This window comes from Bifidobacterium erythrocebi (genome assembly GCF_012932675.1).
GTDB classification, from domain to species: domain Bacteria; phylum Actinomycetota; class Actinomycetes; order Actinomycetales; family Bifidobacteriaceae; genus Bifidobacterium; species Bifidobacterium erythrocebi.
Window position 1 is genome coordinate 78875 of record NZ_JAAIIF010000005.1, and the last position, 13959, is coordinate 92833.

At 62.4% G+C, this 13959-nt stretch carries 12 protein-coding genes and 2 tRNA genes; 10 read left to right on the plus strand and 4 right to left on the minus strand.

Annotated elements, in window-relative coordinates; all coding sequences use genetic code 11:
• Nucleotides 1–4 precede the first annotated feature (4 nt).
• Nucleotides 5–928 (plus strand): class C sortase, encoded by a 924-nt coding sequence (locus tag G1C98_RS01415; protein ID WP_169078557.1) that lies wholly within the window; start codon nucleotides 5–7, stop codon nucleotides 926–928.
• Nucleotides 929–1250: 322 nt separating this feature from the next.
• Here G1C98_RS01415 and G1C98_RS01420 read toward each other — a convergent pair whose 3' ends face one another.
• Nucleotides 1251–1598 carry a phenylpyruvate tautomerase MIF-related protein gene (locus G1C98_RS01420; protein ID WP_169078559.1) on the minus strand — a complete coding sequence of 116 codons (348 nt, stop codon included), beginning with the start codon at nucleotides 1596–1598 and terminating at the stop codon, nucleotides 1251–1253.
• A gap of 107 nt (nucleotides 1599–1705) precedes the next feature.
• Between G1C98_RS01420 and G1C98_RS01425 the strand changes: the two genes are divergently transcribed.
• Nucleotides 1706–2242 (plus strand): GtrA family protein, encoded by a 537-nt coding sequence (locus G1C98_RS01425; RefSeq protein WP_026646565.1) that lies wholly within the window; start codon nucleotides 1706–1708, stop codon nucleotides 2240–2242.
• A gap of 138 nt (nucleotides 2243–2380) precedes the next feature.
• Here the strand turns inward: G1C98_RS01425 and G1C98_RS01430 are convergent, their stop codons facing one another.
• The gene (locus G1C98_RS01430) at nucleotides 2381–3805 is read right to left on the minus strand and encodes an MFS transporter (RefSeq protein WP_169078702.1); all 1425 of its coding nucleotides are present in this window, start codon (nucleotides 3803–3805) and stop codon (nucleotides 2381–2383) included.
• 252 nt (nucleotides 3806–4057) lie between these two features.
• On the opposite strand from G1C98_RS01430, the gene G1C98_RS01435 reads away from it, so the two are divergent.
• Both G1C98_RS01435 and G1C98_RS01440 read left to right on the plus strand, forming a co-directional pair.
• On the plus strand, nucleotides 4058–4717 hold the full coding sequence (locus tag G1C98_RS01435; protein WP_169078561.1) for a histidine phosphatase family protein: 660 nt from the start codon (nucleotides 4058–4060) through the stop codon (nucleotides 4715–4717).
• Nucleotides 4718–4798: 81 nt separating this feature from the next.
• Nucleotides 4799–5635, plus strand: coding sequence for a hypothetical protein (locus tag G1C98_RS01440; protein WP_169078563.1), 837 nt, complete (start codon nucleotides 4799–4801; stop codon nucleotides 5633–5635).
• Between the two features lie 176 nt (nucleotides 5636–5811).
• On the opposite strand, the gene G1C98_RS01445 is transcribed toward G1C98_RS01440, so the two are convergent.
• Complete coding sequence (locus tag G1C98_RS01445) at nucleotides 5812–7074, minus strand: DUF805 domain-containing protein (protein ID WP_169078565.1); 1263 nt, start codon at nucleotides 7072–7074, stop codon at nucleotides 5812–5814.
• Nucleotides 7075–7286: 212 nt separating this feature from the next.
• On the opposite strand from G1C98_RS01445, the gene gltX reads away from it, so the two are divergent.
• The 4 genes from gltX to G1C98_RS01465 all read left to right on the plus strand — a co-directional run bounded on the left by gltX (nucleotide 7287) and on the right by G1C98_RS01465 (nucleotide 10667).
• The gene (gene gltX, locus G1C98_RS01450; RefSeq protein WP_169078567.1) at nucleotides 7287–8807 is read left to right on the plus strand and encodes a glutamate--tRNA ligase; all 1521 of its coding nucleotides are present in this window, start codon (nucleotides 7287–7289) and stop codon (nucleotides 8805–8807) included.
• 257 nt (nucleotides 8808–9064) lie between these two features.
• Nucleotides 9065–9137, plus strand: a tRNA-Glu gene (locus G1C98_RS01455).
• A 36-nt stretch (nucleotides 9138–9173) separates the two neighbouring features.
• Nucleotides 9174–9248 (plus strand) — tRNA-Gln (locus G1C98_RS01460).
• 102 nt (nucleotides 9249–9350) lie between these two features.
• The gene (locus G1C98_RS01465) at nucleotides 9351–10667 is read left to right on the plus strand and encodes a metallophosphoesterase (RefSeq protein ID WP_169078569.1); all 1317 of its coding nucleotides are present in this window, start codon (nucleotides 9351–9353) and stop codon (nucleotides 10665–10667) included.
• Between the two features lie 126 nt (nucleotides 10668–10793).
• On the opposite strand, the gene G1C98_RS01470 is transcribed toward G1C98_RS01465, so the two are convergent.
• A complete protein-coding gene (locus tag G1C98_RS01470) occupies nucleotides 10794–11603 on the minus strand; it encodes an IclR family transcriptional regulator (protein ID WP_169078571.1) in 810 nt (269 codons plus the stop codon).
• A gap of 184 nt (nucleotides 11604–11787) precedes the next feature.
• Here G1C98_RS01470 and leuC point away from each other — a divergent pair, with 184 nt between their 5' ends.
• Together leuC and leuD are read left to right on the plus strand one after the other, a co-directional pair.
• The gene (gene leuC, locus G1C98_RS01475; protein WP_169078573.1) at nucleotides 11788–13191 is read left to right on the plus strand and encodes a 3-isopropylmalate dehydratase large subunit; all 1404 of its coding nucleotides are present in this window, start codon (nucleotides 11788–11790) and stop codon (nucleotides 13189–13191) included.
• Between the two features lie 44 nt (nucleotides 13192–13235).
• Nucleotides 13236–13925 carry a 3-isopropylmalate dehydratase small subunit gene (gene leuD / locus G1C98_RS01480; RefSeq protein WP_169078575.1) on the plus strand — a complete coding sequence of 230 codons (690 nt, stop codon included), beginning with the start codon at nucleotides 13236–13238 and terminating at the stop codon, nucleotides 13923–13925.
• Nucleotides 13926–13959: the final 34 nt, after the last annotated feature.

Consider the following 13959-nt stretch of genomic DNA (forward strand, 5'->3'; position numbering starts at 1 on the left):
AGGCATGAGGAACACGCAGCGCAAGACCAGGCAAGGCAGACTTTCGGGCCGTGCCATCGCCGGTCTTGCGCTGCTCGCGTTATGCGCGCTGTTCTGCACACTGCCGTTCATCCTCATGATCAGCAACGGCAACGCCGCCAATTCCGTCACACAGTCGCACGACGACAAGACCTCCGTGCTCGCGAAGCAGCAGCGTGCGGAGGAACTGCGGCAGGCGCACGAATACAACGCCAGACTGTTCCGCAGCGGCCAGGCGACCATGGGCGAGGTGTCCGACCCATTCTCGAAGCACAGCGACCAGTCGGCGTCCGACGCGGACAAGGACTACCAAAGCCAGCTGGACACCCCGGCCGACGGCATCATGGCCACCATCACGTATCCGCGCCTCGGCATCAACCTGCCCATTCGCCACGGCACCAGCCAGACCACGCTGGCCGACGGCGCAGGGCACATGTACGGCACGTCCCTGCCCGTGGGTGGTAAGAACACGCATGCCGTCATCTCGGCACACACCGGTCTGGCGGATCGGCTGATGTTCGACAAGCTCAGCCTGCGCCAAGGCAAGGTGGGGGACTTCTTCTACATCAAGGTGGTGGGCAAGACCCTCGCCTACAAGGTCACCGACATCAAAGTGGTGGAGCCCGACTGGTTCGACGACCTGAAGATCGTGCCGGACAAGGACGAGGTGACATTGCTCACCTGCACGCCGTACGGCGTGAACACGCAGCGCCTGCTGGTCACCGGCGTACGCACCACCATGCCACACCCCGCGCCCGCACCGAAGGATGCTCCGAAGGACCACACTTCTGACTACATGATGCTGTTCGTGGCGATCGTATGGGTCGCGGTGAGCGTCGGCATGATTCGCTACATCCGCAAGCGGAGAAACGGCAACGCGGGGAAGCCGAGATTGCGCCATGGGCGTTGATTGACGTTTTCCAAAACAGCCAAGTGGCTTGTTTATGGCACTGAAACGGCGATGGGTCAAGTATGGGCCTTGGAATTCCAAGGCCCATACTTGACCCATCTGGTTTTGGATGCCATAAATAGGCGAACTGCTCTACGTGAGGTTCGTCAGTCTGCCATCAATAGCCGAGGTAGTGCAACTCGGTGGCATCCCGAAGGAACGGTGGAACTTCGTCAGAAGTTTCCTGCCCCGAACCGTGAAGCGGGGAGCCCTGTGGGCTCCCCGTAGGTGAGGTGAGGGGTTTGCAACCACAGGCAAACCCCGAAGGAACGGTGGAACTTCGTCAGAAGTTTCCGCCGTTCCAACCCCAGTCGGTAGTAGCGGTGTAGCGGATGTACGTGCGGTCGTTCGGAATGCCGAGCTCCTTGTTCAGCGCGGCCATGATCTGCTCGGTCAGCTTCTCCCAGGCGGAACCCGGCACGGAACGGCCGAACACGTTCACCTCCACGTACGCGGCCGGCTTGGAATCGTCACCGCCGAAGTAGATCGGCATATTGTCCTCGAACGGGCACATCAGCCATCCTTCGGACTTGCCGGGAACGGCGGTGATGGCCTTGCCGTAGGCGGTCTTCAGCGCCTCGCGCTGCTCAGGGGTGGTGGAAACGGACACATGCGTGTGGATGACTGGCATTGCTGCTCCTTGCAATCGTTGGAAAATATTGTCCTTCGTCACCCAAGTCTAGGTGGTCTGCGTACGAGTGTTTAATATTCTGTGTGAAAAAACTGATTGAACAGCTGATGAAATTCGGCATTGTGGGTGTAATCGCCTTCATCATCGACTGGGGTATCCTGAATCTTCTGGTCGGCCTGTTTCACATGCATAATGTGCTCGCCGCCACCATCTCCTTTATCATCTCCCTTATCTTCAACTATGTGGCCAGCATGAAGGTCGTGTTCAAGCATCGCGACGACATGGCGCGTTGGATGGAGATTGTCATCTTCGTGGTCGGCGCGGTGATCGGCTTGTTCATGAACGACGCCATCATCTGGATCTCCACGTACGGCATGAACCATGACGCCTACGTGTCGCAGAGCACCGAATACCTGATCCGTACCAATGTGGGCAAGCTCATCGCCACCGCCGTGGTGATGGTGTGGAACTTCCTGACCCGCAAGTGGCTGCTGGACGATACGCACACCAATGCGATGAACCGCTTGAAGAAGCAGGAGAACCGCCTGACCCCCGAAGAGCTGGAGGCCAAGTGGGAGAACAGCTTCTCGCACAAGCTCGGCGTGTGGTCGCTGGAGCATACCCCTAAGGGCTGGCCTAAGTAGTCTGGCTAATCCGACTCCGCGGCTGATTCTCAAGCCGTACGGCACCATATAGATGGTCTGAAATACGAATGGCGGTTGCGCTCACCCGAGCGCAACCGCCATTGTCGTCTATCCGGTTGTTCCGCCGAACCCACGCGTTCACGCGCTAATCTGCGTGAGCATCGGCTGCTCTGTCGAATCCTTGATCTGCTTGAAACCGATGAACGCGATGAGCAGCGAGGCCAACGCCAGCACGGTGACCACCAGGAAGCCGCCATGCGAGCCCATACGGTCGATGAACTGGCCGGCGATGGCCGAACCGACCGAACCGCCGATCGAGTTCATCGCGCCCATCCATGCCATGCCCTCGGTGAAGCGCGTGGGCGGCACCAGGTGCAGCATCAGCTGGTTGCCGTTCACCCATGTCGGGGCCTGGCAGACGCCGATCAGCAGGTAGATGATCATGATCACCCACAGGTGCTTGGCGAACATGAAGGAGCCGATGCCCAGATCCACCACGGCCAGGCAGAAGTAGAAGCGTTTCCACAGCGGGATCGTCCAGTTCTTCGCGCCGTAGAACAGTGCGCCCAGCAGCGAGCTGAACGAGAAGCAAGCGAACACGAAGCCGGTGTACTGCTTCATATTCGCCTCGGTGGCGAACGAGACGATCGAAATGCCGGCAGCGCTCTGGAACGCGCCCAGGCCGAACCATGTGACGCACACGGCGATCAGGCCGGGGCCCCAGATCGATTCCTTCTTGCCGGCACGCACGTCGGCTTCGGCCTTGGCCATCGCGGCCCTGACCTCATCCTCGCTCTTGCCTTCGGAACGTGCCTTGTCACGCGCGTACTCCACGGCCGTTTCGGCCTGCAACGCCTTGGCATGGGCGGCTTCGCGCTCGCGGTACTGCTTGCGGGTCATGCCGGCCTCACGTGCCAGCTGCGTCTGCGATTTCGGTTCGGTCGTGAGCTCGGTCAGGAACATCAGCGCGCCGATGACCACGCACATGCCGGTGAACGAGAACGCCAGCAGGCCGGAAATCACGGCCAACGTGGAGGCGAGCGGATTGCCGATCACCCACATGCATTCGTCGAATACGCCGCACAGCGACAATGCGCGGTTGGTGCGTTCGGTGTCGCCCTTGAGCTGGTTCGTCCAACGCTGGCGGCTCATCGCGCCCCACGGCGGAATGGCCGCCATGAACGGCGTGATGCAGAACAGCACCCATTCTGGCGCATGCGACTGGATGCTGGTGATCAGCGCGGTCGCGGCCACGATCCACACGATGATGGTGGGAATCGACACCTGGCGCTGGCCGAACTTGTCGACCAGCTTGCCCAGCACCGGACTTGCGATGGCCAAGGCGATGGCCTGCACGGCGGACAGCGCGCCGGCCAGCGAATAGTTGCCGTAGTAATGCTGCACGGCGATGGTGATGGTCATGCCCACCATGGGGAAGGGCATGCATGCGATGACGGAGCCGATGGAGAATCGTGCGGTGTGCGGGATGCGCAGCAGCTCAGCATAGCCGCCGAACACTTTCTGGCCGACTTCCTTCAGACCGGTTAGTACTTGATTGGACACAGCAGCACCCACGCTCCTTTCCGCTCCCGATTGGATGTCCCTCGCAGCACAGTTCGTTGTGTGCGAAGCCCTCATCGAATGATGTGTTGATTGTCCATGGTCGCGCAAAGTTTGCGTCTGCATATTTGCGTCACGGCAACTCTAATCGTTTGACACGACGCAAAACGGCCGTGACACGCGGTGCGTGCGGGTACATTGGAAAGAAGATTTTCCCGCTTCCCCGGACATGAACCGGCTATGGAAAGGAACGCTGTGAGCACGACCACCATCCACTTCGTCCGTCATGGCAAGGTGTACAACCCCGACCATCTGCTGTACGAACGGCTGCCCGACTTCCATCTGTCCGACCGGGGCCGTCGCATGGCGGAAGCGACCGGCGCATACATCGCCGCGGACCCGGCCATGAACCGGTCCGTCGCGATCTTCTCCTCGCCGCTCGACCGCACCCGCGAAACCGCCGGAGCCATTCTGGAAGCGCTCAACCCCGTGCGCGAAGCCCGCGGCGAACAGCCGCTGGAACTCGCCACCGACGAGCGCATCATCGAGGCGCGCAACGAATTCCGCGGCAAACGCATCGGCCACGGCGAAGGGGCCCTGTGGCGCAACGGCAACTGGAAGCTCATCACGAACCTCTACAAGCCGAGCTGGGGCGAGACCTACCGGCAGATTGCCGCGCGCGTAGGCGACTTCGCGGACGAGAAGGTGCGGGAATTCCCCGGCGAGCACATCATCGTGGTCAGCCACGAGTCACCGATCTTCAGCTACCGGCACATGCTGGAAACCGGTCACCCGGAGCATTGGATGTTCCTGCGCCACACCGCGCTCGCATCCATCACCTCCATCACCTACAGCAACGAGACCGGGCGCATGGTGTCGATCGCATACGTCGACCCGGCCGCCGAAGTGGAGTGACGGCATCACGCTATGCCGTGCGATAAACGGTGGCCGTGGAGTAGCGTAGTCGGAAGATAGGCACCATTGGTGGGGGGCATTATGACCATTGCATTGGACGAGACGGATATCAGGCGCATCGCGGATATGCCGCAGATGCGCGAGGCGGCGCAGGCGGCCGGCGAGCTGACCTCGCTATGGCCGCTGAACAGCGCGTTGCAGATGGACAACGACGCGAAATACACGGAGGATCTGCAGGTCCGCTTCACACTCGCCTTTGCACGGGTGATGACCGGCCTGGACGTGACAGCGGCCGATGCGGAGTTCGTGTACGAGGGCGCGGACGCCATTCCGGGGCGGCCTCAGGCGGTCGTTGATGCCCTGCTCGCGGCCGACGAGGCATACGAGATCATGGAGGATTACGGGCGCGACGGCGAAACCGACCTGGTGGCCGAAGCGGCGCAGGCGCTGGGATCCGCGTGGGACAACGACACGATACAGGCCGTGGACGCGGTGATTTCGGACACCGCCCCCCATGCCGCGCAGGTCGAGGCCAGACCCATGGCCGAGCGCGTGGCCATCGCGCTCGCCACATGCGACGCCTTGCTGGGCATCGTCTCCCAAGGTGCCGCCAGCGCGCAGGAGGCCGCCGTGCGCTCGCTACCGGTGCTGCTGTATGCCAACGAGTGGCGTGAGGAATGCGCCGTTCCCAGGATCTTCCTGGCCGACGAGCAGATCCGTGCTTTGGCCGAGACCCGTTGGGATGCGGACGATACCCTGGCCGCCACGGTCGGATTCGTGGCCCCGCTGGCCGCAGCGGAGTGGCGCAGGCACCGCGAGGACGTGCTGTGGAACCCCGATGAGGCCAAGAAACGCGCCAAGGAAGAGGACGAGGAACGCAACAAGCGCGAGTTGGCGGCCAAGTTCGCTGATAAGTGACATTACTGACATTACTGCCGCTGATTGCCGGATGATTGCCGCAACAACGCCGATATGAGCCGGATATGCATGATGGCCCCGTTCAACACGAACGGGGCCATCATGCATATCCGCAGCCAATAGCCGATCGCCATACCACTCAGCGACGGCGCGGCGCATGCGGTGCTAATCGTCTGCTACTGGAGCGTGCCGTCATTATTGCCGGTGTTGTTGGGCTCGGCGGTTTCTCCGGTCTGCTGCGGCGCATCGAAGGGGACCTGTTCCGCAGTGGCGGAGTCGGTGCCGGCGTTCAGCGGAGCCTGTTCGGGGGCTGCCGGCTGTTCGGCCTGCACGGGCGAAACGGGCGGAACCGGCTGGGTGGGCTGCATGTTCTGAGCCGGCTGAACCGGCTGGCCTGCACCGTATGCGGTTTCCGGACTCATTGCCATGGGCGGCATCTCCGGAATGGGCGGCACCTGATATGCAGGCGCTTCGGGGGCTGCGTACATGGGCTGTGCGGCAGGAGCGGTCATGGGTGCCTGCTGATATGCGGCGGCGTTCATGGCACCGGTCGTCATCGTCGGAGCCAGAGGAGTTGCCGGCATGTTCGCAGCGGGATAGGGTGCCTGATTGCCGGGCTGGCCGTATGCCGGTGCGCCGTAGGGCTGAGTGCCATAGGCCTGAGCGTCGTAGGTCGGTGTCCCGTATGCGGGGGTGCCGTATGCGGGCGCACCGTACAGCGGCGGCACCGCCTGTGCCTGGGCGGTCTGGTCATCGAAACGTGCGCCCTCCGGGTTGGACTTCATCGCCATGAACACGATGTAGGCAATGCTCAGCGCGATGGAGATGACGATGATGATCGCCAGCACTATGCCGAATCCCACGATCTCGTCGGAGGCGAAGCAGCGGGTCAGCATTTCGGGGGTCATGCCGTTCGTTGCGCCGAAGGCGGTGTTGTACGAACCGACAAGGCAGTTGCTGCCGTTCTTCAGCAGCGCGACGATGGACATGACCAGTGTCGTGATGAACACGACGATCGTCACTCCCGAGATGGCGTAGTAGCCGAAAAGCCACCAGCCGGACTTATTCGCATCGTGCAGTCGGCGCGTGGCCAGGGCCATCATGGGGATGAAGATTGCCAATGCCCACAGCGTGGGCAGGAAGCTGAGCTGGTCCACGGCATTCGCGATGGCGGCGAGCGCGAACGAGATGATGACGTTGGCCAGCATGAACCACCAGAACTCGCTACGCGAGGCACGCCCCTTGAAGGTGGCGTATTTCCTCCAGAATCGGGTGAAGGCCTCCACGAACGGGCAACCATAGTACGGCTGGTTCAGCGGTACCGACACTGCCGGGGCCGTGGGCTGCGGGACGTTCTGCATATAGGGGTTGGGAGCGCCCTGCGGGTATTGCTGCGGCGCAGGCTGTTGCGGCTGCGGCGAGCCGTTGGGAATGGACATGCTGATCTCCTTCGGTTGACTGCCCTTCGCTGGGCAACTGCTTGCCATTGTAATGGGAACGGGGTCGGTCCAGGGGAGAAGCCGTGGGGGATGGACGGCGAATGTTCTGTGTGATTGCTGGGCGTTCGCTGATGGCGATGCATGATGCCCGTACCGGCGTTCCCCGACTGGGGCACGGTGTCTCGTCCCTCTTGCGCGGCACAATGGAGCCTATGACTGAAGCTGAACATACCAAACCAGAACTTCCTGAAAACGTTCGCGTGCGCTTCTGCCCGTCCCCGACCGGCATCCCGCACGTCGGCATGGTCCGTACCGCCCTGTTCAACTGGGCCGAAGCACGCCACACCAAGGGCACCTTCGTGTTCCGTATCGAAGACACCGATGCCCAGCGTGACTCCGAGGAAAGCTACAACCAGATCATCGAGGCCCTGAATTGGCTCGGCATCGACTGGGATGAGGGCATCAACGTCGGTGGCCCCGACGGCCCGTACCGCCAGTCCGAGCGCGGTGACATCTATAAGGATGTTGCGGCCAAGCTGCTCGAAGCCGGCTATGCGTACGAATCCTTCTCCACCCCCGAGGAGATCGAGGCCCGCAATGTGGCTGCTGGTCGTCCGAAGGCATTCGGTTACGACGGCTACGACCGCAACCTGACTGAGGAGCAGAAGGCCGCCTTCCGCGCCGAGGGCCGCAAGCCCGCCCTGCGTATCCGCATGCCCGACGAGGACATCGCCTTCGACGACCTCATCCGTGGCCGCATCGAGTTCAAGGCCGGTTCCGTGCCGGACTACGTGATCGTGCGTCCGAACGGTGACCCGCTGTATACGCTCACCAACCCGGTCGATGACGCCATGATGCGCATCAACGTGGTGCTGCGTGGTGAGGATCTGCTGAGCTCCACCCCGCGCCAGATCGTGCTGTACCGTTACCTGATCGAGCTGGGCGTGGCCAAGGAGATGCCGCTGTTCGGCCATATGCCGTACGTGATGGGCCAGGGCAACAAGAAGCTTTCCAAGCGCGACCCCGAGTCCAACCTGTTCCTGCATCGCGACCACGGCTTCATCCGCGAGGGCCTGCTGAACTACCTGGCGCTGCTGGGCTGGTCCATCGCCCCCGACCGCGACGTGTTCTCCATGGACGAGATGATTGAGAAGTTCGATGTGCGTGATGTCAAGGCCAATCCGGCTCGTTTCGACATCGACAAGGCCGTCTCCATCAACGCCGAGCACATCCGCATGCTCGAACCGCAGGACTTCCTGAACCGTTCCGTGCCGTATCTGCATCGTGACGGCGTGGTGTCCGCCGACTCCTGGGACGCCTTGACCGATCGCGAACGCGAGATCCTCACTGCCGCCGCACCGCTCGTGCAGCCGCGTGTGCGCCTGCTGGGCGAGGTCGCCGGCATGGTCGGCTCCCTGCTGTCCACCGAGGGCTACATCGAGCCCGCCGCCGATGCCAAGAAGCAGCTCAAGGAATCCGCCCCCGAGGTGCTGGACAAGGCCATCGCCGCCCTCGAAGGCGTGGACGAGGCTGACTGGAAGACCGATAACCTGCACGAGACCCTGAACAAGGCGCTGGTCGAGGAAGGCGGCTACAAGCCGCGTCTGGCCTTCGGTCCGGTGCGTGTGGCCATGAGCGGCCGCCGCGTGAGCCCGCCGCTGTTCGAATCCATGGAGATCGTCGGCAAGGACGTCTCTATGGCTCGTCTGCGTGGTCTGCGCGAGCATCTGTGATCGGCTGCGACGCATCGCGGCGATAGATGGCCGGCGAATCCTTGGCGATTCGCCGGCCATCGCCGTTGTTGGGGCCGGAGTCAGCGGATTTTTCGGATTATTTCCGGCTGGCGAGTGGCGACCCCGCCTGCCGTGGCGTACGAAAATCGTTGGAATTCCAAGCGACACGCCGAGATTTGCATACGGGCATGAACCCGCGTATATTAATCACTCGTTGCGGTTCACACAGCACAGCTGAGAACCACAGCGAACAGTTAGCCCCCATCGTCTAGCGGTCTAGGACTACGCCCTCTCACGGCGCCAACACCGGTTCAAATCCGGTTGGGGGTACGACGGACAGCTCAACAGCTGTCACGCCTGCCAAATTGGGATGTGGTGTAATTGGCAACACAGCTGATTCTGGTTCAGCCATTCTTGGTTCGAGTCCAGGCATCCCAGCCAATAGCCCTCGCGGAAGCGAGGGTTTTTTGTTATCTGCGGAGATTTGCGGTACGCGCTCACGGGGCCGTGGGATTCGCTCAGTGATGGGATACAGTGGAAACCATGACGGAAACACAGCATGTGCTCGAAGGTTTGTCCAGTAAGCCGAGAATCAAGCCCGCCGATGAGGGCGACAAGCGACCGGTGTCGGTGTCGGCGCGTCTGGGGTGGTTGCAGTTCCATAATTCCGGCAAGTTCAGGGTGCTGCAGGTTTCCGATATCCAGGCCGGGGCGAAGGTTTCCCGCGACACGATCGCGCTGATCGGTGCATCGCTGGATACGGTCCGGCCCGATCTGGTGATCTTTACGGGCAATCAGATCGCCGGCTATGATCCGGCGTTCTCGGACACGTTCACCAAGCGCTCGTGGAGCGTGCAGGAGCAGGACGAGGAGGCGTTGGCGCGTACCCGGCAGAAGGTGCATGACGCCATCGCGCAGTTCCTGGCGCCGCTGATCGAACGCGAGGTGCCGTTCGCCGTCACGTTCGGTAATCATGATTTCCAATGCGGCCTGACCAACGCGCAGCTCAACGAGCTGTACCGTTCGTTCCCCGGGTGCCTGAATCCGCCTTCGCCCGGTACCGGGGAGGCATCCGACGCTTCCGCCACGCAGGATCAGCCTGCGGCTGTCTTGCCAAAGCAGACCGTCATCCCGTTCGCTCCGGGCACCTTCGCGCTGCCTGTGCTGGGGATGGAAGGTTCCTCCCAGGTGCTCACGCTGGCATTGTTGGATTCGGGAAGCTACGCGCACGGCGGCGGCTTCGCTTCGCCCGACCATAAGGCGTTGGAATTCCTGCAGACCGTGCCGCATCGTACCGGGAGCAAGGCGATGTTGTTCCAGCACATGCCGGTCCCGCAGTATTACGACCTGCTCAAGCCGGTCAAGTCCACTGCGGCGTACGCCATGCAGGGGTACCGCACGCACGCCGATCAGTACTATGTGCTCGACGAGGCCAAGACCCAGCTCGGCGGATATATGGGCGAGGGGATCAGCTGCCCGGATGCCTCGGAGGAATTCGACATGCTGCACGGCGGTCTCGTCGGCATCTCGGCCGGGCACGACCATCGCAACGGGTTCGTCGGCAATCTTGACGACACTCTGCTGATCGCCACGCCGACCTGCGGCTTCGACACGTATGGGCCGGCACCGGACCATAGGGCCACCCGCCTGATCGAATTCGACATCCGTCATCCCTACGAGCCGCGTACGCAGCTGCTGACCTTCGGCGAGCTGGTCGGCAAGCCGAGCTCCAAGAAGGCATACACGTATGCGATCAACGCCAAGCCCCCGCAGGACGGGGAGGGGGATGATCTGCTGCGTAAGCCGTCGCTGTGGTCCAGACTGCTGGGACTGTTCGGCAAGCGGGAGCGGCACGACTGAGCGCTTTCGTGGATGGCAGTGCCAAGGCGCGGGATGAATCCGAAACGACGAAAGAAACGAGGAGGGGCGTGCAACCCATGTGGGTTGCACGCCCCTCCTCGTCAATGATGCTTGATGCGCAGTGCGTCAGCGGCCTGCGGAGGCCTTGATCAGCGCGTCGGTGAGGTAACGGCCTGCCGCCATCACCAGCGGCGCGTAGCGACGGCCTGGGGTGGTGCCCATGCGGCCGATCGGGCCGGAGATGGAGATGGCCGCGATCACCTGGCCGGAGGCATTGCGGATCGGCGCGGAGATCGAGGCGACGCCTTCCTCGCGTTCGTTGACGGATTCGGACCAGCCGCGCTTGCGCACCTGTGCGAGCTTGGCGGCGTTGAACTTGGCGTGGCGCAGCCCCTGATGCAGACGATCGGCGTCCTCCCAGGCGAGCAGGATCTGCGCGGCGGAACCGGCCTCCATCGACAGCATGGCGCCCACCGGGATGGAGTCGCGCAGGCCGGAGGCGCGTTCGACGGCGGCGATGCATACGCGCTGGTCGCCCTGGCGGCGATAGATTTGTGCAGATTCTCCGGTGCGGTCCAACAACGTTTGCAGGATCGGGCCGGCCGCAGTGAGCAGGCGATCCTCGCCGGCCGCCGCGGCAAGCTCCGCGAAGCGGGAGCCGAGCACGAAACGGCCGTGCTGGTCGCGCAGTACGAAGCGATGGCGTTCAAGCGCGATGGCCAGACGGTGTGCGGTCGGGCGGGCGAGCCCAGTGGCGCTTACCAGCTGCCCCAGCGTGGACGGGCCCGATTCAAGGGCGTCGAGGATCTTGACGGTTTTGTCAAGCACTCCGACGCCGGAATGGATTTCATTGTCTTTCGGCGCGGTTGCCGCTGCCTGATTCGCGGGGGCGAATTCGCCGCTTTGCGGTGTGATATCGTTCTCAGCAAGAGTCATAATACTGTGATTATGACATCTCACATAGTGAAATAGCAAATCGGGAAATATCTCATTGTGCGGTATTCGGGGGCACATCTCAATATCCGACCGCAAAAGGTGCAATATGTGACACGCACCATAGGCTAGTACCACGAACAAGAAGTAAACGCAAGAGTTAGCGTGAAAATTCAGGAGGATTTCCATGGGAACGACACTGGCCGAAAAGGTCTGGGCCGATCATTTGGTACGTAAGGGCGAGGATGGAGCACCCGACCTGCTGTACATCGACCTGATGCTTATGCACGAAGTCACCAGCCCGCAGGCCTTCGAGGGTCTGCGACTGGCAGGGCGCAAGCCGCGTCACGTTGACCAGCTCATTGCCACCGAGGATCACAACACCCCGACCGTCGACATCGATAAGCCAAACCCCGACGAGACCAGCTCGCTGCAGCTGACCACGCTCGAAAAGAACTGCAAGGAATTCGGCGTGCGTCTGCACCCGCTGGGCGACGCGGACCAGGGCGTCGTGCACGCCTTCGCCCCGGTGCTGGGCCTCACCCAGCCGGGCATGACCATCGTGTGCGGCGATTCGCACACCTCCACCCACGGCGCGTTCGGCGCGCTGGCCTTCGGCATCGGCACCTCCGAGGTCGAGCATGTGATGGCCACGCAGACCCTGAGCCTCAAGCCGTTCAAGACCATGGCCATCAATATCGAAGGCGAGCTGCCGAAGGGCGTGACCGCCAAGGACATCATCCTGGCCATCATTGCCAAGATCGGCACCGGCGGCGGCCAGGGCTATGTGATCGAATACCGTGGAGAAGCGCTGAAGAAGCTCTCCATGGACGCCCGCATGACCATCTGCAACATGTCGATCGAGGCCGGTGCCCGCGCCGGCATGATCGCCCCGGACGAGGTGACCTTCGAATACCTGAAGGGTCGTCCGCATGCGCCGCAGGGCGAGATGTGGGACAAGGCAGTCGCCTACTGGAAGACCCTGAAGACCGATGATGACGCCGTGTTCGACAAGGAAGTCACCATCAACGCCGAGGATCTTGAACCGTACGTGACCTGGGGCACCAACCCCGGCCAGGGCGCACCCATCTCCGCCACCGTGCCCGACCCCGAAACCATCGCCGACGAGACCGAGCGCAACGCCGCCAAGCGTGCCATCGACTACATGGGTCTCAAGCCCGGCATGCCGATCAAGGACATCGCCGTCGACACCGTGTTCATCGGCTCGTGCACCAACGGCCGTCTTGAGGATCTGCGCGTGGCCGCGTCCATCATGAAGGGCCACCATAAGGCCGAGAACATCCACCGCGTGCTCGTGGTGCCGGCATCCTCCCGCGTGCGCCTGCAGGCGGAGAAGGAAGGCCTCGATAAGATCTTCAAGGACTTCGGCGCCGAATGGCGTAACGCCGGCTGCTCCATGTGCCTGGGCATGAACCCGGACAAGATGGTCGCCCGCGAACGTTCCATCTCCACCTCGAACCGCAACTTCGAAGGCCGTCAGGGCAAGGGGTCCCGCACGCACCTGGCATCCCCGGCAGTCGCCGCCGCCACCGCCATCCGCGGCACGATCTCGTCCCCGGCCGATCTGTAAACCTGTTCCGCCTCACGCGGAGATAGACACAAGGACTTTTCGAAATGGAAAAACTCACTACCCTTACCGGCGTCGGCGTGCCGCTGCGCCGTTCGAACGTCGATACCGACCAGATCATCCCGGCCGTGTTCCTCAAGCGCGTCACGAAGACCGGCTTTGACGACGCGCTGTTCTACGCATGGCGTCGCGACCCGGAGTTCGTGCTGAACAAGCCCGAATACGCCAAGGGCCAGATTCTGGTGGCCGGCCCCGAATTCGGCATCGGTTCCTCCCGCGAGCATGCCGTGTGGGCGCTGCATGATTACGGATTCCGCGTGGTCATCGCGCCGAGCTTCGCCGACATCTTCTACGGCAACACCGCCAAGAACGGCGTGCTGGCTGCGATCATGCCGCAGGAATCCGTCGAGCTGCTGTGGAAGCTGCTCGAAGAGGAGCCGGGCATCGAGATGACCGTGAGTCTGGAGGACCGCACGGTGACCTGCGGCGACGTGACCCTGCCGTTCGAGGTGGGCGATTACGTGCGCTGGCGTCTGATGAACGGCTACGACGACATCGACCTGACGCTGCAGCATGAGGATGACATCGCCGCATACGAGAAGATGCGTGCCGAGAAGTTCCCGTTCAAGCCGAAGACCCTGCCGATCAAGCAGGAGCCGGAACAGCCGATCGAATCCGCCCGTGAAGGGGAGTATCCCGATTGGCAGGGGCCGTTGGCCGATCGCGGCATCATCTAGCCGCGATGGCGGTCGGCAGTGCAGTGCACTGCCG

Bases quoted from the DNA above. Each gene is read 5' to 3' on its own strand.
- leuC (WP_169078573.1), top strand. From the start codon at position 11,788: ATGGGAACGACACTGGCCGAAAAGGTCTGGGCCGATCATTTGGTACGT.
- G1C98_RS01470 (WP_169078571.1), bottom strand. From the start codon at position 11,603: ATGACTCTTGCTGAGAACGATATCACACCGCAAAGCGGCGAATTCGCC.
- G1C98_RS01465 (WP_169078569.1), top strand. From the start codon at position 9,351: ATGACGGAAACACAGCATGTGCTCGAAGGTTTGTCCAGTAAGCCGAGA.
- G1C98_RS01425 (WP_026646565.1), top strand. From the start codon at position 1,706: ATGAAATTCGGCATTGTGGGTGTAATCGCCTTCATCATCGACTGGGGT.
- G1C98_RS01420 (WP_169078559.1), bottom strand. From the start codon at position 1,598: ATGCCAGTCATCCACACGCATGTGTCCGTTTCCACCACCCCTGAGCAG.
- G1C98_RS01415 (WP_169078557.1), top strand. From the start codon at position 5: ATGAGGAACACGCAGCGCAAGACCAGGCAAGGCAGACTTTCGGGCCGT.
- leuD (WP_169078575.1), top strand. From the start codon at position 13,236: ATGGAAAAACTCACTACCCTTACCGGCGTCGGCGTGCCGCTGCGCCGT.
- G1C98_RS01440 (WP_169078563.1), top strand. From the start codon at position 4,799: ATGACCATTGCATTGGACGAGACGGATATCAGGCGCATCGCGGATATG.
- G1C98_RS01445 (WP_169078565.1), bottom strand. From the start codon at position 7,074: ATGTCCATTCCCAACGGCTCGCCGCAGCCGCAACAGCCTGCGCCGCAG.
- gltX (WP_169078567.1), top strand. From the start codon at position 7,287: ATGACTGAAGCTGAACATACCAAACCAGAACTTCCTGAAAACGTTCGC.